This window comes from Lewinella sp. IMCC34183 (assembly GCF_003390915.1).
In the GTDB taxonomy this organism is placed as follows: domain Bacteria; phylum Bacteroidota; class Bacteroidia; order Chitinophagales; family Saprospiraceae; genus Neolewinella.
Genome location: NZ_QMEM01000011.1, coordinates 12912 through 35489 on the forward strand (window position 1 = coordinate 12912; position 22578 = coordinate 35489).

General features: G+C 62.2%; 20 protein-coding genes. 13 read left to right on the forward strand and 7 right to left on the reverse strand.

Annotated elements, in window-relative coordinates:
- The first annotated feature begins 44 nt into the window (after window positions 1–44).
- The gene (locus DQG19_RS18515; RefSeq protein ID WP_116127791.1) at window positions 45–3599 is read left to right on the forward strand and encodes a VCBS repeat-containing protein; all 3555 of its coding nucleotides are present in this window, start codon (window positions 45–47) and stop codon (window positions 3597–3599) included.
- 1 nt (window position 3600) lies between these two features.
- Here DQG19_RS18515 and DQG19_RS18520 read toward each other — a convergent pair whose 3' ends face one another.
- Complete coding sequence (locus DQG19_RS18520) at window positions 3601–4320, reverse strand: pirin family protein (RefSeq protein WP_116127792.1); 720 nt, start codon at window positions 4318–4320, stop codon at window positions 3601–3603.
- A 132-nt stretch (window positions 4321–4452) separates the two neighbouring features.
- Between DQG19_RS18520 and DQG19_RS18525 the strand changes: the two genes are divergently transcribed.
- Both DQG19_RS18525 and DQG19_RS18530 read left to right on the forward strand, forming a co-directional pair.
- On the forward strand, window positions 4453–5472 hold the full coding sequence (locus tag DQG19_RS18525; protein WP_157974597.1) for a nucleoid-associated protein: 1020 nt from the start codon (window positions 4453–4455) through the stop codon (window positions 5470–5472).
- Between the two features lie 86 nt (window positions 5473–5558).
- Complete coding sequence (locus DQG19_RS18530; RefSeq protein WP_116127794.1) at window positions 5559–6143, forward strand: DUF697 domain-containing protein; 585 nt, start codon at window positions 5559–5561, stop codon at window positions 6141–6143.
- Between the two features lie 60 nt (window positions 6144–6203).
- On the opposite strand, the gene DQG19_RS18535 is transcribed toward DQG19_RS18530, so the two are convergent.
- The gene (locus DQG19_RS18535; protein WP_116127795.1) at window positions 6204–6818 is read right to left on the reverse strand and encodes a hypothetical protein; all 615 of its coding nucleotides are present in this window, start codon (window positions 6816–6818) and stop codon (window positions 6204–6206) included.
- A gap of 85 nt (window positions 6819–6903) precedes the next feature.
- Between DQG19_RS18535 and DQG19_RS18540 the strand changes: the two genes are divergently transcribed.
- A complete protein-coding gene (locus DQG19_RS18540) occupies window positions 6904–7272 on the forward strand; it encodes a YraN family protein (protein ID WP_116127796.1) in 369 nt (122 codons plus the stop codon).
- Here the strand turns inward: DQG19_RS18540 and DQG19_RS18545 are convergent.
- Window positions 7269–8618: a DUF58 domain-containing protein gene (locus DQG19_RS18545; protein WP_116127797.1), complete on the reverse strand. Its 1350-nt coding sequence runs from the start codon at window positions 8616–8618 to the stop codon at window positions 7269–7271. The two genes, DQG19_RS18540 and DQG19_RS18545, sit on opposite strands and share 4 nt — an antisense overlap.
- A 59-nt stretch (window positions 8619–8677) precedes the next feature.
- Here DQG19_RS18545 and DQG19_RS18550 point away from each other — a divergent pair, with 59 nt between their 5' ends.
- A complete protein-coding gene (locus tag DQG19_RS18550) occupies window positions 8678–9277 on the forward strand; it encodes a C40 family peptidase (protein WP_157974598.1) in 600 nt (199 codons plus the stop codon).
- A gap of 12 nt (window positions 9278–9289) precedes the next feature.
- Here the strand turns inward: DQG19_RS18550 and DQG19_RS18555 are convergent, their stop codons facing one another.
- From DQG19_RS18555 to DQG19_RS18565, 3 genes are read right to left on the reverse strand one after another with little or no spacing between them, the layout of a single operon-like run.
- Window positions 9290–9790, reverse strand: coding sequence for a DUF4174 domain-containing protein (locus DQG19_RS18555; protein ID WP_116127799.1), 501 nt, complete (start codon window positions 9788–9790; stop codon window positions 9290–9292).
- A gap of 20 nt (window positions 9791–9810) precedes the next feature.
- Entirely contained in the window at window positions 9811–10431 is a 621-nt protein-coding gene (locus tag DQG19_RS18560) for a hypothetical protein (protein WP_116127800.1), read from the reverse strand.
- Entirely contained in the window at window positions 10407–10937 is a 531-nt protein-coding gene (locus tag DQG19_RS18565) for a hypothetical protein (RefSeq protein ID WP_116127801.1), read from the reverse strand. The genes DQG19_RS18560 and DQG19_RS18565 overlap by 25 nt, the downstream gene beginning before the upstream one ends.
- A 139-nt stretch (window positions 10938–11076) precedes the next feature.
- Here DQG19_RS18565 and DQG19_RS18570 point away from each other — a divergent pair, with 139 nt between their 5' ends.
- The 8 genes from DQG19_RS18570 (at window position 11077) to DQG19_RS18605 (ending at window position 19401) form a co-directional block, all read left to right on the forward strand.
- Window positions 11077–13224, forward strand: coding sequence for an ATP-binding protein (locus tag DQG19_RS18570; RefSeq protein ID WP_116127802.1), 2148 nt, complete (start codon window positions 11077–11079; stop codon window positions 13222–13224).
- A gap of 109 nt (window positions 13225–13333) precedes the next feature.
- Window positions 13334–13762, forward strand: a complete 429-nt coding sequence (locus tag DQG19_RS18575; RefSeq protein WP_116127803.1) for a response regulator — start codon at window positions 13334–13336, stop codon at window positions 13760–13762.
- 188 nt (window positions 13763–13950) lie between these two features.
- A complete protein-coding gene (locus DQG19_RS18580; RefSeq protein WP_198661804.1) occupies window positions 13951–16203 on the forward strand; it encodes an ATP-binding protein in 2253 nt (750 codons plus the stop codon).
- Window positions 16203–16688: a response regulator gene (locus DQG19_RS18585; protein ID WP_116127805.1), complete on the forward strand. Its 486-nt coding sequence runs from the start codon at window positions 16203–16205 to the stop codon at window positions 16686–16688. Before DQG19_RS18580 ends, DQG19_RS18585 begins: the two co-directional genes overlap by 1 nt.
- Window positions 16685–17215 carry a biliverdin-producing heme oxygenase gene (locus DQG19_RS18590; protein WP_116127806.1) on the forward strand — a complete coding sequence of 177 codons (531 nt, stop codon included), beginning with the start codon at window positions 16685–16687 and terminating at the stop codon, window positions 17213–17215. Before DQG19_RS18585 ends, DQG19_RS18590 begins: the two co-directional genes overlap by 4 nt.
- A 9-nt stretch (window positions 17216–17224) precedes the next feature.
- On the forward strand, window positions 17225–17578 hold the full coding sequence (locus tag DQG19_RS18595; protein WP_116127807.1) for an arsenate reductase family protein: 354 nt from the start codon (window positions 17225–17227) through the stop codon (window positions 17576–17578).
- Window positions 17578–18471 carry an oxygen-dependent coproporphyrinogen oxidase gene (gene hemF, locus DQG19_RS18600; protein ID WP_116127808.1) on the forward strand — a complete coding sequence of 298 codons (894 nt, stop codon included), beginning with the start codon at window positions 17578–17580 and terminating at the stop codon, window positions 18469–18471. The genes DQG19_RS18595 and hemF overlap by 1 nt, the downstream gene beginning before the upstream one ends.
- Window positions 18472–18483: 12 nt before the next feature.
- Window positions 18484–19401, forward strand: coding sequence for a class I SAM-dependent methyltransferase (locus tag DQG19_RS18605; RefSeq protein ID WP_116127809.1), 918 nt, complete (start codon window positions 18484–18486; stop codon window positions 19399–19401).
- Window positions 19402–19410: 9 nt separating this feature from the next.
- Here DQG19_RS18605 and DQG19_RS18610 read toward each other — a convergent pair whose 3' ends face one another.
- Entirely contained in the window at window positions 19411–22440 is a 3030-nt protein-coding gene (locus DQG19_RS18610; protein ID WP_157974599.1) for a tetratricopeptide repeat protein, read from the reverse strand.
- Window positions 22441–22578: the final 138 nt, after the last annotated feature.

Here is a 22578-nt window from a genome sequence, read left to right on the forward strand (position 1 = left end):
GCCGCACTACGCAACGTTATCTTGCGCCCGGTTTAATTACAGATATGAAATTTCCTCTAACGCTTATTTCTGGCGCACTGGTTCTTGTTTTGTCCTGTGGAGACGCCGAAGCACCCACGCTGTTCGAACGTATTCCGACCCAAAAAAGCGGCCTCACTTTCGCAAATCGGATCACTGAAAACGACACGTTTAACATTCTAGACTTCGAATACGTCTACAACGGCGGCGGCGTCGGGGCCGCCGATTTCAACGACGACGGGCTTACCGATCTTTACTTCTCCGGCAATACGGCCGAGAACCGGCTCTTCCTCAACCTCGGCGATCTCCGCTTCACCGACGTGACGGAAACCGCCGGCGTGAGCGGGCGCGGACGCTGGTGCAGTGGGGTGACGGTAGCGGATGTCAACGGGGATGGCCGGCCCGATATCTACGTCAACGCGACGGTCTACACGCCCGGGCAGCGCCGGGCCAACCTACTCTACCTCAACGAAGGCTCCTCTCCGGCGGCCGGCGGCGGCCCCGCCGTACCGCGCTTCCGGGAGGTCGCCGCGATCTGCGGCATCGCCGACACCACCCACAGTACCCAGTCCGTATTCTTCGACTACGACCGCGACGGCGACCTCGACCTCTACGTGCTGGTCAATGAAATGGACGACCGCGCGCTCCCCAACCGCTACCTGCCCAAGATCACCGACGGCACGGGCCGCAAAAACGACCGGCTTTACCGCAACGACGGCCTCGCCGCCGAAGGGTTGCCGCGCTTCACCGACGTGACCCGAGAGGCCGGCATCCTGAAGGAAGGTTACGGCCTCGGCGTCACGGTCTGTGACATCAACGCCGACGGCTGGCCGGACATCTACGTGACCAACGACTACGTCAGCAACGACCTGCTCTGGATCAATAACCAGGATGGCACCTTCACCGACCGCGCCGGCGAGGTACTCAAGCACAGCAGCTACTCGGCCATGGGCAACGACGTGGCCGACCTCAATGGCGATGGCCGGGACGACGTGTTCACCGTCGATATGTTTCCCGAAAATAACCTCCGGCGCAAGGCCATGATGGCCCCCAACAACTACAACGCCTACCTGAACAACGACCGCTTCGGCTACCTGCCGCAGTTTTCCCGTAACGCGCTGCAACTCAACCGCGCGCGCGCCGACGGTGGATTCGTACTTACCGAGATCGGCATGCTGGCCGGAGTGTCCGCTACCGACTGGAGCTGGAGTCCCCTGGCGGCCGACGTGGATAACGACGGCGACCGCGACCTGCTCATCACCAACGGCTTCCCGCGCGACGTTACCGACCGCGACTTTATGGACTACAACGTGCAGGTCTCGCGGCTGGCCAGCCGCGAGACCCGTCTGGCGCAAATCCCCTCGGTCAAGATACCCAACTACGCCTACGAAAACGACGGGGCCCCCATCCCCCGCTTCACCAAACGCATCGCGGAGTGGGGTTTTGACTACCCCTCCTTCAGCAACGGTGCCGCCTATGCCGACCTCGACAACGACGGCGACCTCGACTACGTCGTGAATAACATCAACGACAGCTGCTTCCTCTTTCGCAACGACCTGATCTCCACCGGGCGGGGGGCCGATTCCACCCGCTGGTTGCAGGTCCGCCTCACCGGCGAGGGGCTCAACACCCAGGCCATCGGGGCACGCGTAACCGTTCGTTCCCGCCGCGGGGAGCAGACCGCTTACCAGCAGCCCGTACGCGGCTTCCTGTCCAGCGTAGCCGATGTACTGCACTTCGGATTTTCGGCCTCGGATTCGGTACTGGACGTGCGGATCGACTGGCCCGACGGCTCGCGCTACCTGTATAAGAACATCAGCCTGGACCAGCGGATCACGCTGGGCAAGACGGACGGGCAGCCGGTGCCCGCCACGGAGGTCGCACGGTCCGCCAGCCCAGGCCTGCGGGCCGCGCCGGACCTTCTCACGGCCCTACCCCGCCACCGGGACAGCCTGTTCATTGACTTCAACGTGCAGCCGCTGCTCCCCCACAAGCTCTCGGAGTACGGGCCCGGACTGGCCGTCGGAGACGTCGACGGCGACGGCCGCGACGATCTCTACCGCAGCGGTTCCCATTTCTTCTCCGGCGAACTACTGCTGCAAACGACCGGCGCCGACGGGCAACCCGCCTTCGAACGGGTACCCTTCCCGGAAGACCGGGCGGACGCCGAGGAGCTCGGGGCTCTTTTCTTTGACGCCGACGGTGATGGAGACGATGACCTTTACCTGGTGAGTGGTGGCAGCGAGTACTCGATCGACCGCCCGGAACTGATCGACCGACTCCTGCTCAACGACGGCCGTGGCACCTTCAGCCCGGCCCCGGACGCGCTGCCGAACCTACGGTCGAGCGGCTCCTGCGTACGTGCGGCGGACGTCGACCGCGACGGCGACCTGGACCTCTTCGTCGGGGGGCGCCTGCATCCCGGCCGGTTTCCCGCACCCGTGGACAGCTACCTGCTCTACAATGACGGACGGGGACACTTCGCACCTACGTCCGCGCCCGAGTTCTCCGCCTTCGGCCTGGTCACCGACGCCCTCTGGACCGACTACAACAACGACGGCTGGGTGGACCTGATCGTGGTTGGCCAGGGCATGTCGCCCCGCCTCTACGAGAACCGGGACGGCGAGCTGCACGACGCCACGCCGGAGGCCTTCGGCAGTTACGTGGGGTGGTGGAACAGCGTGGTGGCCGCGGACTTCGATGGCGACGGCGACCTGGATTACGTCTGCGGAAACTTCGGTCAGAATAACCTGTATGGGGGCAGCGGAAGCGACTACGTGGGCCTGTACGGGGGGGATTTCGACGGCAACGGCGGGTACGACCTCCTGGTGGCCGACTACGCCCTTGCCGAGGACGGCACGTACCAGGAATTCCCGCACAATCAGCGTAACGACTCCGAAAAGCAGATCATCGCCCTGAAGCGTATCTACCCACGGCACGAGGCCTTCGGAAGGGCTACGATGGAGGAGATCCTCGCCAACTTCCCCGCCGCCGAAGTAACCGCCCTGCGCGCCAACTACCTGCGGTCGGCCTGGCTGGAGAATCGCGGAGACGGCAATTTTACCGCTCATTCGCTTCCGAGGTCGGCACAGGTGGCCCCGATCTTCGGGATGCAGCCCATCGACGTCAATGCCGATGGCTATCCCGACCTCGTGGCCATTGGTAACGACTTCGGCACGGAGACGGGTATGGGGATGCTGGACGGCCTTAACGGACTCGTCCTCACCTTCGATCCGGAGCGCCACACCTTCACCGAGGCCGCCGAACACGACTTTTTCGTTCCCGGCAACGGACGCAGCCTCACCGTCGTCAACGTCGGGGGGCTCCCGACCCTCGTGGCCGCCGAAAACCAGGGCAGCACCCGGGCTTTCGTCCTTACGGGAGAAGCGCCCCGGGCGGTCCGGGTACCCGCCGACGCGCAACGGGTGACGTACACCCTCGACGGCCGGCCAACGCTCACCGAGGTGTATTACGGCAGTGGCTACCTGAGTCAGCGCAGCCGTACGGTATGGTTACCGGCCGGGGCCACCGACGTGCGTATCGTCACCTTCGCGGGTGATGCCACTTCCCCCAGCCGCTAAATCAGCCGACGGTCATCGGCACCTCCATAGCCAGGACGCGCGCCCCCTCCGCCCCGGCCACCAGCCGGAACGTTTCCGTTTCGGTGATGCCCAGTCCGTCCCGGCGGCCCAGGGAATGCCCGTCGACCTCCGCGCTACCTTCCAGCACGAAGAGGTAGACGCCGTGGCCGGATTGGTGCAGGGGGTAGTCCAGTGCCTGTCCGCGCTCCGCTCGCGTAATGCTGAAGTAGGCATCCTGGTGCAACCATACGGCCCCGTCGCGGGGCTCGGGGGCGGCCACCACCTGCCAGCGGCCCCGCTCCGCCCCGGCGTCGAGATGAATTTGGTCGTAGCGGGGCTCGACGCCGCGCTCTTTCGGGAATACCCAGATCTGGAGGAATTTGACCGCGCGATCCAGGTTCTTGTTCTTTTCGGAATGTACCACACCGGTACCGGCGCTCATCACCTGGATGTCGCCCTCCCGGATGACGGTGGTGTTGCCCATGCTGTCGCGGTGCTCGAGGTCGCCCTCTAGTGGCAGGGAGATGATCTCCATATTATCGTGCGGGTGACTGCCGAAGCCGCGCCCGGCGACCACCTCGTCGTCGTTGAGTACGCGAAGAGCTCCGAACTGCATCCGCTGGGGATCATAATAACTCGCGAAACTGAAGGTATGGTGGGTATTCAGCCAGCCGTGGTTGGCGTGACCGCGGGAAGCGGCGGGGTGATAGACGGTTTTCATGGCGTTATAGTTGTAGGTACATTTAATACAGAAAGAATAACACCCCAGTCGCTTTCCGGTTGCGTTGGCAGGGAGGCCCCGAAGGTGCCGCAATACGGCGACCGAACTAAAATACTGCACTACCTTGCCCGCATGGATCAGTTAATCGTTCACCACGCCGTCGTACACGAACTAAAGAAGCAGCCGGAAATGGCCGAAGCCGACCTGTTGCTCAGTCAGGAAGCCCTGCCGATCACCGAGCAGGCCGTCGACCTGATCGGGCGGCTGGATATGCTCTTCGAGCGCAAATCCGATATCCTGCAGGGCTACCTGCTGGCGCCCGATGAGGGCCTGTTTCCCGCCTATTACCAGAACTGGCTCGACGAGGGGCGTACCCGCAATCCCTTCCTGGCCTTCAGCCAGAACGCGATGGCCGTCCTGAAGGACAGTCTGCAGGGGGTGACCGGCGCCAAGGGTGGCTACCTGCTGTTCGCCGACTACACCATGGACGAGCAGCGGATGCTGGGTATATATATGGTACGCAATACGGAGGGGCTGGTCTTTGTCGACGACGAGGAGCACGACCGTCTCCGGCTGCAGTCTACCGCCTACCTTGACGTCCAGAACATGGCCATGGCGGCGCGGCTGCTGGCCGGCAACGGTCGCAACGTGCAGATGATCCGCCACGCCCGTACGCAGAGCAGCATCAGTCAGTACTTTACGGACTGGGTAGGTATCGACCGGCCGGAAACCAGCGGGGAACTGACGCAGAGCTTCCTCGAACTGGTGGAGGAACTGCCCGTACCCAAGGACCGGGAAACCGGCTTCGCGATGAATGAGGGCGACTTCGAGAAGGCGCTGGTCAAGTACGCGGCGAAGGCCCCCCAGCATACGATACGGGTGCAGGATTTCGACGAGCACTTCTACGGCAACGAAAAGCCGCTGCAGGATATGCTGAACGAGAATGGAAGTGACCTGGAAGAGGGCTTCCGCGTCGACAATAAAGCCCTGCGTAATCGCTTCTACCTGCGCGCCGGTGTTGGCGGCATCAGCCTGAGCTGCACGAAGGATCACTTCCGGAACGGTCAGGTGCACGTGGACGAAGCTGCCGGTACCATAACCATCAACAGCGAGGAGCTCGCTTCGCTCCTGCTGGACCAGTACGGGGAGTAAGACCCTAAAATGGGTGGAATAACGAACATCTACCGCGTTGGGCCGGGTTGTATAGATACCGAAAAACAACAAAACATACCGCTATCATGGCAACCACCGAATCTACTACCCCCACTCCCGCCACCCAAACCTCCGTGCAGGCATCTGGCCAGAATCTTCCCGCCAAGAACGGCCCCGATGGCAAAGCCGACCAGGCCGACAGCATCATCCGCCGGTACGCGCTCTATGGAACGGCCGCGGGTCTGATCCCGAGTTTCGGACTTGACGTCATTGCCATGACGGCGATCCAGGTAAAAATGATCAAGGATTTGGCCGATCTGTACGATTATGACGTCGACGACCAGATGATCCGTATGACCATCACCACCGGTATTACCTCCCTGGGTAGCCGCCTCATCACCGGAGTGGCCACCAGCCTGGCCCGCGCCTTCAGCCCCCTGAAGTTCCTTATCGGCGGTGCCACCCAGGCAGCCCTCAGCGGTTTCATGACCGCCGAGATCGGTAAGATCTACCAGGCCCGGCTCGCCAGCGGCGAGAACCCCGCGGACGTAAGCGTCAGCGAGATCGTTAATCACGTGATCTCCCAGGTACAACAGGGTAAGTGGAACCCCACCAAGGTGGCCGGTTTCCGCAACAACTTCGGCTACCTCCTGAGCAGCAACAAAAAGTAGTCCGCTACTCATCGATTAAAAAAGCCCCGTCACGTGCTACGTGACGGGGCTTTTTTCGTGCTAGAAGTTATAGTTGAAGCCGGAGCGGATTTCGTAGGGCGCGTCGTTCAGGTACTTCTCGGAGATCATCCGGAAGAGGACGAGGAATTCGAAGCCGCCCGCCCCGGGGCCGCCGCCCTGACTGATGCCGCCGCCGAGAAAAAGAATGGGCCGCGTCCGCCGCAGGACTTCCAGGCTGACATTGCCCTGAGAGTTGGTGAGGTAGCCAAAGGTTTTCTCGCTGACCAGGCTGTACTCAGCGTGGGCGAAAAAGCCGCGGTAAATCTTTGCCCGCGTAAAAACCCCGGCCGACCAGGTGAAGGAGTTGTCCTTGAGGTCCGGCTCCAGAGTGAAGCGGTTGTAGATGAGGCTCACCCGGGGTCCCGCACTAAAGATGTTGTTGAACTTATAGCCGACCATGGGCGAAACGCCGATGCGAAAGTTGCTGCTGTAGTTGCTGGCCGAGAATCCGATCGTGGCACCGGCTCCGTACCAGATGTCGCCGCCCGTGCCCTCCACGGCGCGCTTTGCATTGCCGTAGTTGAGGTCGTCCCGCGCATCGTCCTCACGCGTCTGGGCACGGAGCAGGCTGGTAGACAGGAACAGGGCAAAAAGTAGCAGGAAGGCATAACGCATGGGGCACGGGGTTTGGCGGCCTAAAGATAACGGCGCGCGCCGCCAATCCGCGCCCGCATCGTCCGACAAGTCCTAGCTTTGGCACATGACCGACCGGAAGAAGACCGGAAACCGGGGCGAAGCCCTCGCCCGTCAGCACCTTACCGACCGTGGCTACCTGGTCGAGGCGACGAATTACCGCTACCGCCGCACGGAGATCGACATCATCGCCCGCCAGGGAGCGATTTTGGTCTTCGTGGAGGTCAAGACTCGGACCTCGGTCGCTTTCGGCCATCCGAGCATCTTCTATCGTCCCGATCAGCGCCGGCGCATCAGCCGCGCGGCGGCGGCCTACACGGCGGAGGTCGGCCACGACTGGGAAATACGCTTTGACCTGATCGCGATCCATTACCGATCTGCGGCAGACTTCACGCTGGATCACTACGAGGACGTGTTCTTCCCCGGCCTCTACTAGAACCCGTGTCCCTTCAGTTCGAGGTACTTGTCGATCACGGCACCGGTCAGCTCCTCCGGACGTACCAGGATCACCTTGATGCCGTTGCGGCGCAGCTGCAGGGCCATCAGCTGCCGCTCCTGCAGGTAGCGGCGGGCCATACTCTTGCGGTAGACGCTGGCGAGGTCCGGAGTATCCCCCTCCAGCAGATCCGCGATCTCGGTATTTTCGAAGAGGACCACCACCAGGGCGTGGTGCCGCCCCACCCGCCGGAGTACGGGCATCACGCGGTCGAGGGCGTAGGTACTTTCGAAGTTGGTGAACAGCAGGAGAAGGCTGCGTGCGGGCAGGAACCGTCGCGTTGCGTAGTACAGCAGATCGTAGTCGCTTTCCCCCTCCCGCTCGCGCTGGCGGTAGAGGGTTTGCAGCATCCGGCGGAACTGATCGGGCTTGTTGTCCGCGGGTAACAGGTCACCGAGCTTGTCCGAAAAGGTGAGCAGGCCGGCGCGGTCGCCCTTTTGCAAGGTTACCCGCGTCAGGGCCAGGGTGGCGTTTATGGCGTGGTCGAGCAGGCTGAGCCCCCCAAACGGCATGAGCATGGTACGCCCCTTATCGATAAGGCTGTAGATGCGCTGGGCCCGTTCGACCTCGTAGGTGTTCACCATCACTTCCCCCCGGCGGGCGGTCGCCTTCCAGTTCACGGTACGCAAGTCGTCGCCGCGCACGTATTCCTTTATCTGATCGAATTCGTAGCTACGGGTCACCGGTCTGGGCCGCCGCTGCCCCCCCACCGCGGCCTGACTGGGACCGAGGCGGGTGGCCTGACTTAAATTACGCAGGCTGGGGTGTACGGCGACCTCTTCGGCCTGCGGTACCCGCAGCCGCCGCTCGAGCAGTCGCCACCGTGTCCGGACGAACACGTTGACATCGCCGAAGGCATACACCCCGCGGCTCGTGGGCCGCAGGGGGTAGCGGAAGGTGACCTCGCTGCGGGGCGCGGCCGGCCCCTGCAGGCGGTGGTTGCGCTCCTGCAGTTGGACCGGCAGCTCGTCGAAGATGGTCAGGTGAAGGACGGCGGCGCTGGAGTTGCGCACCAGGATCCGGGCATCGAGGGCATCCCCGAGGGAAAAGACGGGAGGGGCTTTCCGGTGGACCGTGAGGAGGTCGGCTACCGTGGCCAGTTGCCACCCGTCGTAGCCCGCGGCCCCTACTAGAAAACAGAGGCACGCGACCGCCACGGGGAACAGGGGCGGAAACCAGAAACCGAGGGCGGACGCCGTAGCGATCACGGCCAGACCACCGAAAAAGCGGTCGCCGAGGTAAAAGGACAGGAGGTGGTCGCGCAGGGCACGTAATCGGGACGTCACGGGCGGAAAGCTAAACTAAAATCCCCGCACCCGACGTTTCCCCAGCAGAACACTATCGCTTGAAACTGCCTACTCTCTTCGTTTTCTTCTTTGCACTCGCGCTCAGTAGCTGCAATTCGTTCCGCCCGGTGACGGACGTACGGAATCCGTCGCGCACGTCTACCGCCAACAACACGCCGCGGACCCGCACGCGTCCGACAGCGGCCCGCCCGCCGCGGCGCGAATCCACCGGGGAGCGAGTCCCCCCGCCCGCCGCGGGGTCGGCCGGCGTCATTCGCAACACCTTGGTGTCCCACGCGGAGAAATACCTGGGGTTGCGCTATAAATACGGGGGCAATACCCCGCGGGAAGGCTTCGACTGTTCCGGCTTCGTCAAGTACCTGTACGACGACCAGGGGATCAGCATTCACCGGGTGTCGCGTGATCAGGCCCGCCAGGGAAAGGAGATCGATGCGCGGCAGGCCCGCCCCGGAGACCTCGTATTCTTTCGGCGGGGGCCGAACCAGCCGGTCTTTCATGTATCCATGATCGTGTCCGCGGCCCCGGGGGAACTCTGGGTCATCCATCCGACCAGCAGCCGGGGCGTGATCCGGGAAAACATACTCGCTTCGTCCTACTGGCGCCCCAAAGTCGCGGAGATCAAAACCTTCCTGCCCTGACTTGCGGTACGCTTACCGGCGGTTGTTACGGCCATCCGGAACTCCTGGTGCCGGTTCCTTTGCATTGATGCTGGATTTATTACCCAGGCCCTGCTTCAATCGCCGCTGGCGCATGGGCATTGCGTCGATCATTTCCGTCAGTACCGACACCGGAGTCACTTCGTTTTTGGCCCGGTACTTTTCTTCCCCGTCGAGCCCGACCAGCGAAAGCTCGAATTGGTAGGGCTGGGCGCTGAATTGCTCATAGAAGTATTCCGACGCACTTTCCCCCAGGAACAAGGTGGAATTCGAGTGATCTCCCTCGGGCGTGACCATAAGGATGGTCACCCGGCGCTCCCGCAGCGCATCGTTGGCCTCGCCGAGCAGGGCCCGCTGCTGCAGAAATAGCGGATCATCGACGGCGGGCGTAAAGAGAATGACGAGCCGCGATTTCCAGCGGAACTCGTTTAGGCTCTGAGCCGCCGTCGCGACGGGCAGCGCGAGCAGGAGCAACAGGGGGAGTAAAGGTTTCATACCTTAAACAACGTGACTCCCTAATCCGGTGTTCCGGCGATGGCTACCATGAGGGCGCGAAAGGTCTCCGGCTCGTTGTATAGGGCGTCCTGGTAAGTAGTAGCGCGCAGACGCAGGTTCCACGGCTCGTCGTTGCGTAATTCCAGTTCCACGGTGATGTTTCCGAACTTCTGGTCCAGCTCTCCACGCCCCGGGGGGCCGGCCTGCCGCTGGTGCCGGGTCCGGGGTTTCAGGTAGTGGCGCTCCTGGGTTTCCACCCAGCTGTCGCGGCTGAATACGCGCCGGTCGCTGATCTGGGTGCGGTAGTTGAGTTGCAACATCCGCTCCTTCAGGTAGTGAAAGAAGTGGGTGATCTCCTCCCGCGAGTACTGCGTCTCATTGAAGTGGATAACGAACCCCTTGCTACTGGGCGTGTCAAGGAAGCTGATGGCGTGATCGGTAGCGCGATCGGAACGAAACAGGGCATACTGGTCGTTCAGCCAGTCGAATAGGCGACGGCGCGCCAGGGTTCGCTTCCAGCGGTCGTACTGCTCCAGTTCCTCGGCGTCACGCTCGATCAGTTCGTGCACGGCCGGCTCCGTCGGGCTGCTGTTCTCGGCGCTGTCGAAGAGCGCGGTTATTTTTTCCCAGAAAGTGGCCATCGGTTACGGTGTTGGGGCGTCAGCTCGCCACGGTACTTGCGTTCGCGGTCTTCGCTGTAGCCGAATTCAGCCCGGGGCAGCAGGCGGTTAAGGGTTTTGGTCACCAGCAGCAGGTGCTCTGCCCGCAGACTAAAGTCGTGCACGGTCCCATCGTCTTCGTAAAGGTAGAGCACCCCACTGCGCATAAGGTTCAGTCCGAAAGGCATACGCTCGGTGACCATGCCATAAACCCACACGATCCGCTCGGGGTGATCCCGCAGGTCGCGCTGCAGCGCGGCGGCGGGTTGGCGACCGAGCAGGCGCAGCAGCCAGAAGGCCCCCAGGGTAGCGGCCAGCGCGCCGGCGAAGGGCAGCCATATGCTATAGCGCAGGGCCAGGACGGCTACCAGCAGGCCAACCGTGACCAGGCCTACGGCGGTAAGCTGCTGGGCCCGGTGTTCCCGTTCCGCGCTTTTCCAGAGGGGGGTCAGGCCGGGGTGCCGCAGCAGACGCTCGTTGGGTTGCATACGTAGTATAGGTTCAGATTCCGGATCTGGTTTAGATTCACTCCCATTTTGTCTGCGGCCATAAACAAGTCCCCAGACGTATACGCTTTAGTAGCAAGCCAGATATGTCCTGCCAGGCGATCCGGCTTCGAATTGCCCCATGCCCCTCGACCCCCGTATACAACCCGGCAGCTACGTTGTTGTACTCGACACCGCCCTCCGCGTGCGGGCGGCGAGTGCAAACGTGGCAGACATTACCGGCGGGGACGCAGGTGCGTTGCCCGGTCGGGCCGCCGATCAACTTTTCTCGGCGTGGGCCCTGGAGCGCATCCGGCTTTCCGACCCCCGCCGCACACCGATGCCTTTCCCGCTGGGCTCCGAAGGACCCGTAGACTGGGGCGAGCGGCAGTGCATTCCCTACTTCCAGACTGGCGGGATCGTGCTGGAAATCGAGGCGCGCTCCCCACCCGAGCAGCAACTGGTTACCGAGGTAGGCTTACGCGATGTGAACGACGCCATCCGTACTTCCGTCGATACGCCCCAGTTGCTGCAGGTGGTCTGTGAGAAGCTGGGGCACCTGCTGATGTTCGACCGCGTGATAGCCTACGAGCTGCATCCCGAAGGTACGGGCGTCGTGAGCGCGGAATTCAACAACGGCACCTTTCCCGGCATGCGTGGCCTCCACTACCGGCAGGAGGATTTCGCCGACGAGGCGCGCCGCGCCTACGAAAATGAGGCCGTACTCCAAGCCATCCGGGTAGATCCGCCGGTCAGCGAGATGATGGGCGACGTGGAAGGCTTCGAGTACACTATCGCCCGACGGCTCGGGTGCCGGCTGCCCTACCCTGCCCTGCGCCGTTTCATGCGCGAATTGTCGATTACCACTACCCTGAGCCTCGCCCTGTACAACCAGGATAAACTTTGGGGAATAGTGTTCGCGCACGCACGACGTCCCCTCTTCCTGGACTACCAGTTGCGCACCTTTGTCCACCTGGTTGGCAACCTGACCAGTCAGGCGCTCACCTACCGGGCGTTCAACCAGGCGCACCGAAAGCTGGTGGCCGCAGATTATATCCACGCCCGCCTCCGCGAGAACATCGCCGCGGCAAATAGCCTGCTGGACGGGTTGCACTATTCCGATCCCTCCCTGCTGGACGTGATTCCGAATACCGCCGGTGCGGCTATCCTGTTGGAGGGCCAGTTGGTCAGGATCGGCTCCACCCCCCCTGCGTCTGCGGTGAGCCGGTTGCTCGAGTGGGCCGAGAAAAAAATTAAGGGGCGGGAAATCTACCACCAGCACTGCCTGGAATCCGTGTATTCCGAAGGAAGCGAGTTACGTGATACGGCCGCCGGCGTACTGCTTGCCCCTCTAAATGCCAACCGCACCGAGTGGATCGTATGGTTTCGACCCGAGATAGTTCAGGAAGTGACGTACGGTAGCCGGCACATGCAGCAACCCGACCCCAAAGGTGCCCGCTTTACCCCGACGGTGGAGACGCGCTACGGCTGCGCGCGCCCCTGGATGGACTCCGACGTGGATGCCGCCCGTGACCTGCAATCCTACGTGCGTGACGTAGTGATGGACAAGTATAGTCAGCTGAGCCGGGTCAATCATCAGCTCCAGCTAGCCTACGATGAGATGCAGTCGTTCAGCTACACCGTCAGTCACGACCTCCGCGCTCCGCTCCGCGGCATCGATGGTTTCGCCGAGATTTTCATTGAGGACTATGGGACCAGGATCGACAAGCAGGGCAAGGCGCTGATCCATACCATCCAGCAAAATGCGGTGCGGATGAATCAGTATATCGCGGATATTCTTGAGCTGAGCCGTGTAGGCCGCGCCACGCTATCGATCGGATCCTGCAGCGTGCGGCAATTGGTAGCCAGCGGATTGCGCAACTTGCCCGAACCACCCGGGTCCAATGTGAAGTTAGAGGTAGCCGAGGACCTTCCACCGATCAAGGGTGACTTTGCCCAGCTCACGACCGTATTTCATCAGCTGCTCTCGAACGCAATCAAATACAGCGTCGGCCGGGAGACACAGCACATTCGCGTGGGCTTCCGGGCGGGACACGGTAACGAGCCGGGCGAATTTTTCATCTCCGACAACGGTATCGGCATCGCCGCCGCGCACCGGGAGCGGGTGTTCGGTATGTTCAACCGGCTCGTCAGACAGGATGAGTACGCGGGCAACGGCGTCGGTCTGGCTATCGTGCGCCGGATAATTACCCGCCACGGCGGTGAGGTACGGATCGAAAGCGAACCGGGTAGCGGAACCACCGTATTGTTCTACACCCGACCGCATTGAGCAGCCAGCTTGCAAACCAATGGTTAAATTCTGTGTTTACACTACGTTATAAAAAAAGGCGTCCGACTCTCACGGCGCGGTACTTCCCCGGTTTTCCACTCCTCACACCATGTACATCAATCAAATCCTACTTGCCGAAGACGATACGACCGACGCTGAATTTTTCCAGCGTGCACTGAGTCGCCTGGACTCTCCCCCTGAACTGGTGTGGTGCAAAAACGGCGCGGAAGCTCTGAAGGGGCTGGAAGATTGCTCAAAGGCTTCGTGTATGCCCCGCCTGGCTATCCTGGACATCAAGATGCCGGGAATGAACGGCCTGGAGCTGTTGGAAAAGCTGAAGAGTGATCCCCGGACCAAGGATATGCCCATCATTATGATGTCCAGCAGCGACGAGCCCCAGGACATCGCCCGGGCCTACGACTGCGGAGCGAACGGCTACCTGGTCAAGCCCAGTCGCTTTCAGGACCTTCGGGAACTGGTCGGTAGCATCAACTATTTCTGGATCAAAACTAATCGCCTCCGCCCCATTTCCAGCTAGCCGGCGCGGTTACTTCCCTACCTCTTGACAACGGAGCGGGTCACCTCCCTGACGTCTTTTTGACGGAAGGTGAGAAACATCCCTGCTGTTTTCCGTTTTACTTGAACGCGGCGAAGCCACGCTATATAACCCAGCGTATGCATGTAAAACAAGATCCCGTAGCTAGGAACATACGGGACAGCTATCCCATGACCGTTGACCTGGAGAACTGCGACAAAGAACCGTTGCGCTTCATTCAGATGGTCCAAGCCTACGCGTGCCTCGTGGTAGTCGAGTTGGAAACGATGAAGGTCCGGTACGCCAGCGAGAATACGGTGGAGGTAATCGGCAAGCGGTGGAAAGACATACTCGACCGGCCGGTACAGGAGGTTTTCAGCTTTGAAGTCACCGCTCAGATCCCGGTCGGACTTAACCGAGAAGACGGTTTTGAAACCCTCAATCCCATTCAGGCCTTCTTCAGTGTCGGATCGGACCGGGTGCTCAAGAACGTGATCATCAATCGTTCTGAAAACAACCTCCTCATTGAGGTGGAAGGTGCATCCCAGTTCCTCCACGCGTCGCGGTATCAGCAGATGCTTTCCCGGGCGATCAACAAAATCCAACGGCTGCGGGAGTACGATAACCTCTTCGCGGAAACCGCGGCGGTGCTACGGCAGGTGACGGGGTACGACCGGGTCATGATCTACCGCTTCGACAAACAGTTCAACGGCGAGGTCATCGCCGAAGCCCACGGCGAAGGGCTGGAACCTTACGAGGGCCTACGGTACCCCCATACCGATATCCCGCCCCAGGCACGTGAGCTATACCTGAAGAACCGGATCCGCCTGATTAGCAATGTCTCCGCTCCGCCGGCCCGGTTGCGCGCCAGCGGGGAGGTCGGGGAGGATCCGCTGGACTTATCTCCGGCGGGTTGCCGCGGCGTTTCGCCGGTTCACCTGGAGTACCTGGGGTACATGGGCGTGAACAACTCACTGAGTGTGGCCATCGTGATGGAAGGTAAACTGTGGGGGCTGTTCGCCATGCACCACTACTCGCCGCGGTTTGTCGACGCGAGTATCCGCAACATGCTTCTCTTCGTCGGGCAGATATTCAGCGGTCACCTCAGTCTGCAGTCGGCCAACCGGTACCGCCAGGAAAACCTGACCCGTAACCTTGCCCGCCTGGCCGTCGGCGAGATGATCACGAAGACCCGGGATATATTCGAAGGGCTCACCCACGGAAGCCATAATATCCTAAACCTTTTCGAGGGCGTCAGTGGAGCTGCCATCAAGTTTGAGGACCGGTTTGAGGAGTACCGGTACGCACCGCCCCAAAAGGATATCAAGGAACTCATCGGACAGATAGCGGATCGCAAGGATCCCGAAAGCGGACTGGTTTTCCACCACGACAATGTGGGCAACGATTTTGATCCCTTCATGGATCATTGTGACGATGCCGCCGGTGTCCTCATCATCTTCCTGAACCCGGAACTTACCGACTACGTGGCCTGGTTCCGCCCCGGCCTGTCGCAAACGATCACGTGGGGCGGCAAGCCGGAAAAACAAGTTGTCGTCGCGGAAGACGGCACGCGCCGGCTTGGCCCCCGCACCAGCTTCGCCCGCTATGTGGAGACGGTAGAGGGATGCAGTGCCCCCTGGACGAAGGAAGAGATCGACCTTGCCATGTCCCTCCGTACGACCATCATCAACAGCATGATGCAGCGCTACTCGGAGGTAAAACAGGCCAACGAGCAACTGAAAAAAGCGCTGGAGGACCTGGAAACCTTTAGCTACACGGTTTCCCACGATCTGCGGGCGCCCCTGCGCGCCATCAACGGGTACACCGAAATTCTGGCCGAAGACTATGGGTCGAAACTCGACGAAGACGCTCAGGTCATCATTCAGCGGATCCACCGGGGGGTGGAGCAGATGAATAGCTTCATTACCGACATTCTGGAACTGAGCCGCGTAGGTAGCGGAGGATTGAAGATCGAAGAGGTGGAAGTTTCTCCGCTGGCGGGCGAGATCATCTCCGAAATGCGGGCCGTCTATCCCGATACGGAAGGTCTGGACCTGAAGATCCAGCCGGATATCCCTACCATCCGGGCCGATCGGCGATTGCTGCGGCAATTGTACCTCAATCTGATCTCCAATGCCTTCAAATACGCGGAGCCGAATGCCGAAGGGATCATCAAGCTGGAGGTAGGTGCACGCCCCGCCACGGATACTAAGCCCGTGGTGTACTACGTGAGCAATACCGGACCGGCGATACCGGAGGAATACACCCAGACCATATTCGAGATGTTCAGCCGTCTGTCTACCCGCACGGACACTGAGGGAACGGGGGTAGGCCTTGCCATCGTCGACCGAATCGTACAACGGCACAATGGCAGCGTGTACGTGACCGATGACCGGCTGGGGATTACGTTCAACTTCTACCTAAGCCCCGATACGCCGCAATAATGGCTACAAGCACCCCACCCCGATCACACGAGTCCGTTGCGCAGCGGTCGCCCGGCGATGTTCAGGAAGGCGACTACCTGCTGTATGCCGAGGACAACCCATCCGACGTTATCTTTTTCGTCCGCAGCCTAAAAAAAGTAGATCCCAACCTGCGGCTGGAACACCGTGAGAACGGGATGCTGGCGCGGGAATATCTGATGGATTGCGTAGAGAACAACTGGGCCTTGCCGAACCTGGTGATCCTCGACATCAAGATGCCAGGACTTTCGGGCCTAGACCTGCTGGAATACATTCGCAGTACGCCCGAGCTGACGCAACTGCCCGTCATCATCCTCAGCGCTTCGGCGGAGGAACGGGATAAGCAGCGGGCTTACCTGAACCACGTCAACGCTTACCTGGTCAAGCCCGACCGGTACCAGGACCTGAGTGCCCTGGTGGAATCCATCGTCTCGTTCTGGGTCTGGTACAACCACGTTCCCGTATGAAGTCCGCCCTTCCGATACTCGATGCCCTGCGCGCAGCCACCGCGGAGGACCACCAACGGCTGGAGAGCGCCACGCTGGGCGACCGGATCATGGACGGGTCGCTTTCCCTACCCGAATACCGGCGGATCCTCGAGTGGCAACGCCGCAGCCACGCGCTGCTGGAACCGTCCGTTGCCGACTTCGCGGCCGGTGAGTATGCGTACCGCCGGCGATTCCCCGCACCTGCGGGCGCGCCACCCCCCGAAAAGGTCGACCGGGCAACTGTCATCGGTATTATTTACGTCCTGGAGGGCTCCAGTCTCGGCGGAAGCCTGATCTACCGCAAACTGCAGGATAATCCGGCCCTTGCATCGGCCGCTCCGTTCTCCTTTTACCGCGACCAGGCGGACTGGGGCCTCCAGCAATGGCGGTCCTTTCTGGCCTACCTGCGCCAGGCCACCTTTACCGAGGAGGAGATCGAGCGGGCCACCGCCTCCGCCCGGGACGCTTTCGGGCGCTTCACGACGGAATGGCGGGGCGTTGCGTAGCTTTGCGGCATGGCCAAGCTATTTCACCTCGGTACCTGCTCTACCTGCCGGCGCCTCCTCGGCGAACTGGATCCCCCGCCACACGTCGAGCAGATCGACATCAAGAAAACCCACGTCACGCCCGAAGACCTGGACCGTATGGCTGCCCTCGCGGGTGGTTACGCCCCCCTCTTCAACCGCCGCGCCCGCAAATACCAATCCGCCGGCCTGGCCGAGCGCGAGCTGACGGAAGACGACTACCGGCGGCTCATCCTGGAAGAATATACCTTTCTCAAGCGACCCGTCGTGCTGACGGACAGCGCCGTATACGCCGGCAGCGCCAAGGCCACCGTGGCCGCCGCCCGCGCCGACCTCCACTCCTGATGGCCGAACGCAACGAAATTACCGATTACTTCCGCGGCCTGCAGGCCGACATTTGTCAGCAACTCGCGGATGCGGATGGCGCGGCCTTCGTGGAGGACGAATGGGAACGCCCCGGCGGCGGTGGTGGGTTCGCCCGTGTCCTGGAGGGGCGGGCCATCGAGAAGGGGGGCGTCAACTTCAGCGCCGTACACGGTGAGCTCTCTCCCGCGGCGGCGGCCAGCCTGCACGTCGATGCCGGCGAAACGGGCTTCTACGCCACGGGGGTGAGTATCGTCCTGCACCCGCGAAACGTGCACGTACCGATCATCCACATGAACGTGCGCTACTTCGAACTCGACGGCGGGCGGTTCTGGTTCGGCGGGGGCATCGACCTCACGCCCCACTACATCGACCGGGAACAGGCTGCATGGTTTCACCAGCAACTGCGCGACACCTGCGACCGCTTTGATCCAGCCTATTACCCCCGCTTCAAGCAGTGGGCCGACGAGTACTTCTACCTGCCGCACCGGGAGGAGACCCGCGGGGTCGGCGGCATCTTCTTCGACCGCCTGGAGCCCGCCACAGAGGGCAAGGACAAGGCGGATCTCTTTGCCTTTACCGCCGGCGTCGGGGAAACCTTCGCGCCTACCTACCTGCACCTGCTCTCCCTCAACCGGGATGCGCCCTTTACCGAGGAGGAACGCCGCTGGCAGGAGCTCCGCCGGGGGCGTTACGTGGAGTTCAACCTGGTCTGGGACCGTGGCACCAAGTTCGGACTTACCACCAACGGCCGCACCGAAAGCATCCTGATGAGCCTGCCGCCGGTGGCCGGCTGGACCTACGACTACCGCGCGGAGCCCGGCTCCCGGGAAGCCGACACCCTTAGCCTGCTGCGAAAGGGCATCGACTGGTAAACGCCCCGCTTTATGTCCCCCACCTACGAAGCCTTCCGTAACCGCCTGCGCAAAATGGCGCGCCACTACGGTAAGTGGGCCCGCCGGCAGGGCCTGGAAGCCTACCGGATCTACGACGCCGACCTCGACGAGGTGCCCCTGACCGTCGACCGCTACGCAGACCGCCTCTACGTGGCCGTCTACGCCCGCGACGCCGCGGATACACGGGTGGAGGAATACCGGGACGTCATCGCGGACACCCTCGAAGTAGCACGCGAACGGGTACACTTCAAACTGCGGCAACGGCAGGCGGGAAAGAAGCAGTACGAGAAGCTGGCCGAACAACAGCAGGAATTTGCGGTGGAGGAGTACGGCCGCAGGCTACTGGTGAATCTGACCGACTACCTGGATACCGGACTGTTCCTCGACCACCGGGAGGCGCGGCGGCAGGTCGGAGAGGCCGCGGCGGAGAAGCGAGTCCTCAATCTCTTCGCCTATACCTGTTCCTTCGGGGTGTACGCCGCCACCGGCGGGGCCTCCCGGGTGGATAATCTCGACCTCAGCAACACCTACCTGGACTGGGGCCGGCGCAACTTCGCGGCCAATGGCCTGGATCCGGACCGCTACGGATTCATCCGGGCCGATGCCCTGCAGTGGCTACGGGAGCCGGTCGGGGAGCGGTACGACCTGATCGTCCTCGACCCGCCTACCTTTTCCAATTCCAAAATGATGACGGACGTGCTGGACACCCAGCGCGACCACGTCGGCCTCATCAATCAGAGCCTGGAGCGATTGACGCCGGGGGGGAAGCTGCTGTTCAGCACCAACTACCGAAAATTCAACCTGGCGACGGAGGAGATCGCCGGACAAGCCACCGAAACAACCCGACAGACCCTGCCCCCTGACTTTCGCAAGAAGAACCTGCACCGCAGCTGGACCATCACCCGCTAGCGGCGAGGGTCAGTTGTAGTTGTTGCGGAACCACTCCGGATAGCCAGCAACGGAACGGGCCTTGAGAATTTCTCGGTAATTGGTCTGCGAGACCGGCAATACCTGAAACCCTTCGCCGCTGCGGGCCAGAAATTCCTGGCTGTTCTGCTGGGTATTCTTGTAGTAGTCCATGGCTTCCTTGCCGTTGCGGAACCGCCGCATGACGAGCATGGGCGTTTCGTTGTCGCGGCCGATATAAATGGGCGTGGACCGCAGGCGATCGAGTTTATTGAATTTCTGATTGAAATCCTCGAGCTCCACCTTCAGGTCGTTCAGCCGTACGTCGGTGTTTTCAAAAACGATCAGGACGTAGTGGATTTCGTCCGGCGTGGCCTGAAAAGCGGTGCCGGCGGCATCGGCCGTGCCCGGCTGCCCGGGTATGCGGGCCCCGGTTTCGCCAAGCAACCGCAAGATTTCGCGGGCGCGGGTCTGCTCGGGGGTATTATCGTACTTATTGATGACCTGTTGCAGCCCGCTCACGTAGGCGGCGCGCCCTTCCAGCTTACCGGCGACCATGGCGTTGAGAAGATCGTAGCGGGCCCGCAGGGGGTGGTCGCCGGGCAGGCTGCCGAGGGCATTGGATATCTGGGCGCGGCTTCCGGGGTAGTCGCGCCGTTCGAAGGCGGCGTACGCAGATTCGTAGGCGCGGTCGCGGGTGGACTGTTCACTGGCCAACTGATTGACGTAGTTGGGGTCGTTGGCCAGGCGGGCGTACTTCGTATCAGCGTATGTATCGGCCAGGCGGGTGGCATAAGTGCGCGCGCGCTGGGCGTTGCCCGCCTCGGTATGCAGCAGGTAGAGGTAGTACCAGCTTTCGGATTCGTAGGGGCTTCCGGGGAATCGCTCGTCCAGCGTTTCGAAGGCCTCGATGGCACGGGGTCCGTTACCGACGCGATCGCGGAGTTCGCGGCCGAGGGTGAAGTAGGCCTGGGCGAGTTCGTTACGGGTGGCGGTCTGTGCTTCCTCGTCGGTAGGCACGTCGGCCAGGATACGGCCGATCTCGTCCTCGGTGATGAGCGTGCGGTCGGCCGCCGCGGGATCGGCTACGCCGGCATCACCGGCGTCGGTAAAGAGGTTTGCATCGGTGCGGTTGCTGCGGCGCCAGTTGTCTTCGAGGGGGCGGTCGCCCCAGCGGCGGGAGAAATCGCGGCGGCCGCGGCGGATGGACTGGTTGTCGTAGCCCCAAAAGGCGGTGCCCCCGCCGGTACCGGCCACGGTGATTCCCGTGGCGGCGTTGGATACCGGCAAGCTGCCCCGGGTGACGGGCGTACTGAAGTTGGCGGCCGAGTTGGTGGCGCGCTGCAGCTCGAACACTTCCTCGGCCCAGCTGCGCCGCTCCTCCTCGGGCAACAGGCCGATACGAAGCAGGCTGTCCTTGACGGTGATGGCTTCCAGGTTGGTGGCCACCCCGGTCAGCCGTCCGCGGCGGTCGGCAATACCGGGATAGCGCAGGTCGGTCTGGTTCATCACCTGCAGGGTGGAATCGTAGTACCGGCTGGCGGTGAGGTAGTCTTCCCCGTCGTAGGCCAGGTCGCCAAGCAATTGGTAGGCTTCTACCCGGGTATTGCTGCCGCCGTAAGGGCTGTCCAGGGCACGGCGTAAGTAGCCTGAACCGGCTTCCTGGTCGCCGCTGCTGAGGGCAATGCCCGCCATGGCGTAGAGGATCTGGCTTTCGTACTCCAGGTTCTTCTCTTCCTTGACCATTCGCTCCAGCTGGCTCAGGGCATCGGCCGGGCTGCCACTGCCGCCGCGGTAGGCGGACTGTGCCATGTTGATGCGCGCGCCAAGCTCGAGTTCGTAGGCGGGCTTGGCGGCCACTACGGCCCGAAAAGCGTCGGCGGCGGAGCCCGGCTGGTTGAGCTCTTTGTAGAGCTGGCCGGCGATGTAGTAGTAGCGGGCTTGCTCGTTGCGCTCCTCGGCGACCTCGGCGGCGGCCTCCAGGAAGGGGATGGCCTCTTCGAGGCGGTCCTGCTCCAGGTAGAGGTAGGCCTGTACGGCGATGGCTTTCCGGCGTACGTCAGCGAAGGTGCCGCGGTCGTTACGCAGGTCGTCCAGAATGATCTGGGCGCGGTCGAAGTTGTCGCGCTTGATGAGCGTCCAGGCCAGCCACAGCCGAATTTCCTGGTGGGCGGGGCGGTGCTTGATCAGGTAGCTGCCCGGGCGGGATCCGTACTCGCCGCTACCGGTATCGCCGGCGCCGCGGTTGCTGAAGATGGAGATCATGCCGATGGGCCCTTCCTCGAGTTGCAGGGAATCGGCAGCCACCGGCTCGGGCTCGTTCTCCAGCCCGGCGAGGGCGGAGGTGTCCTGGCCGGGCGTACCGGTGGGCAGGCGGATTCCCTTCTTGCGGGCGCGGATCTTGGCCTTGCGTTCGCGCTCGCGCTGCTTCTGTGCGGCCTTGCGTTCCTTTTCGCGTTGGCGGATGGTGCGCTGCCGCTCGCGCTGGGCGTCGCGGCGGGCCTTGAGGCGGTCGCGGCGGGATTGTGTCTCGCTGGTCGCCACTTCGCGGCGGCTTTCGAATTCTTCCTCGCCGGCCTCGGATTCGTTGCCGGACTTGCCGCGCTTGGGGCGGGGCCGGAACTCGGTGACGGCGAAATCCAGGGTTCGCTCGGCGCTTTCGTAATCCTGCTTGAGCAGCTGGGCCTGTCCCACCAGCAGGTAGCTGTCGTCGGTCCAGTTGCTGAAGGGATGCTTCTTTACCACGATGGCTACCTTCTCGATCGCGCGGTCGAGCTCACCGGCCACGCTGCCGGGGTTGTCGACGGCCAGGAAAGGAAACATCTCCAGGCGCTGATTATAGTTATCAACGAACTGCGCGTCGAGGGCCAGCAGGCTCTCGTCCATAATCTCGCGGGCGTTGAAGTAGCCGTTGAAGTGGGCGTTTGTATTGTGCCAGGCCTTGGCTACGATGCCCTGGTCCTCCCGCCGCTTCGTGGACGAGCAGGCGGAAAGCAGGACCTGCAGAGCCAATAGAATCAGGAAGAGCTGCGTTAGTCTCAAATCTTATGCTTTAGTGTTTGTCGCCGGATCCTCCCCTATCTTTGCCGGCACTACCCGAAGCAAACGCGCGCAAGGTACCGTAAAGTGTGGGAGCCGGTACCCTTCCCCCCCGCTCCGTGGGATTCTCCCCCGCACCCG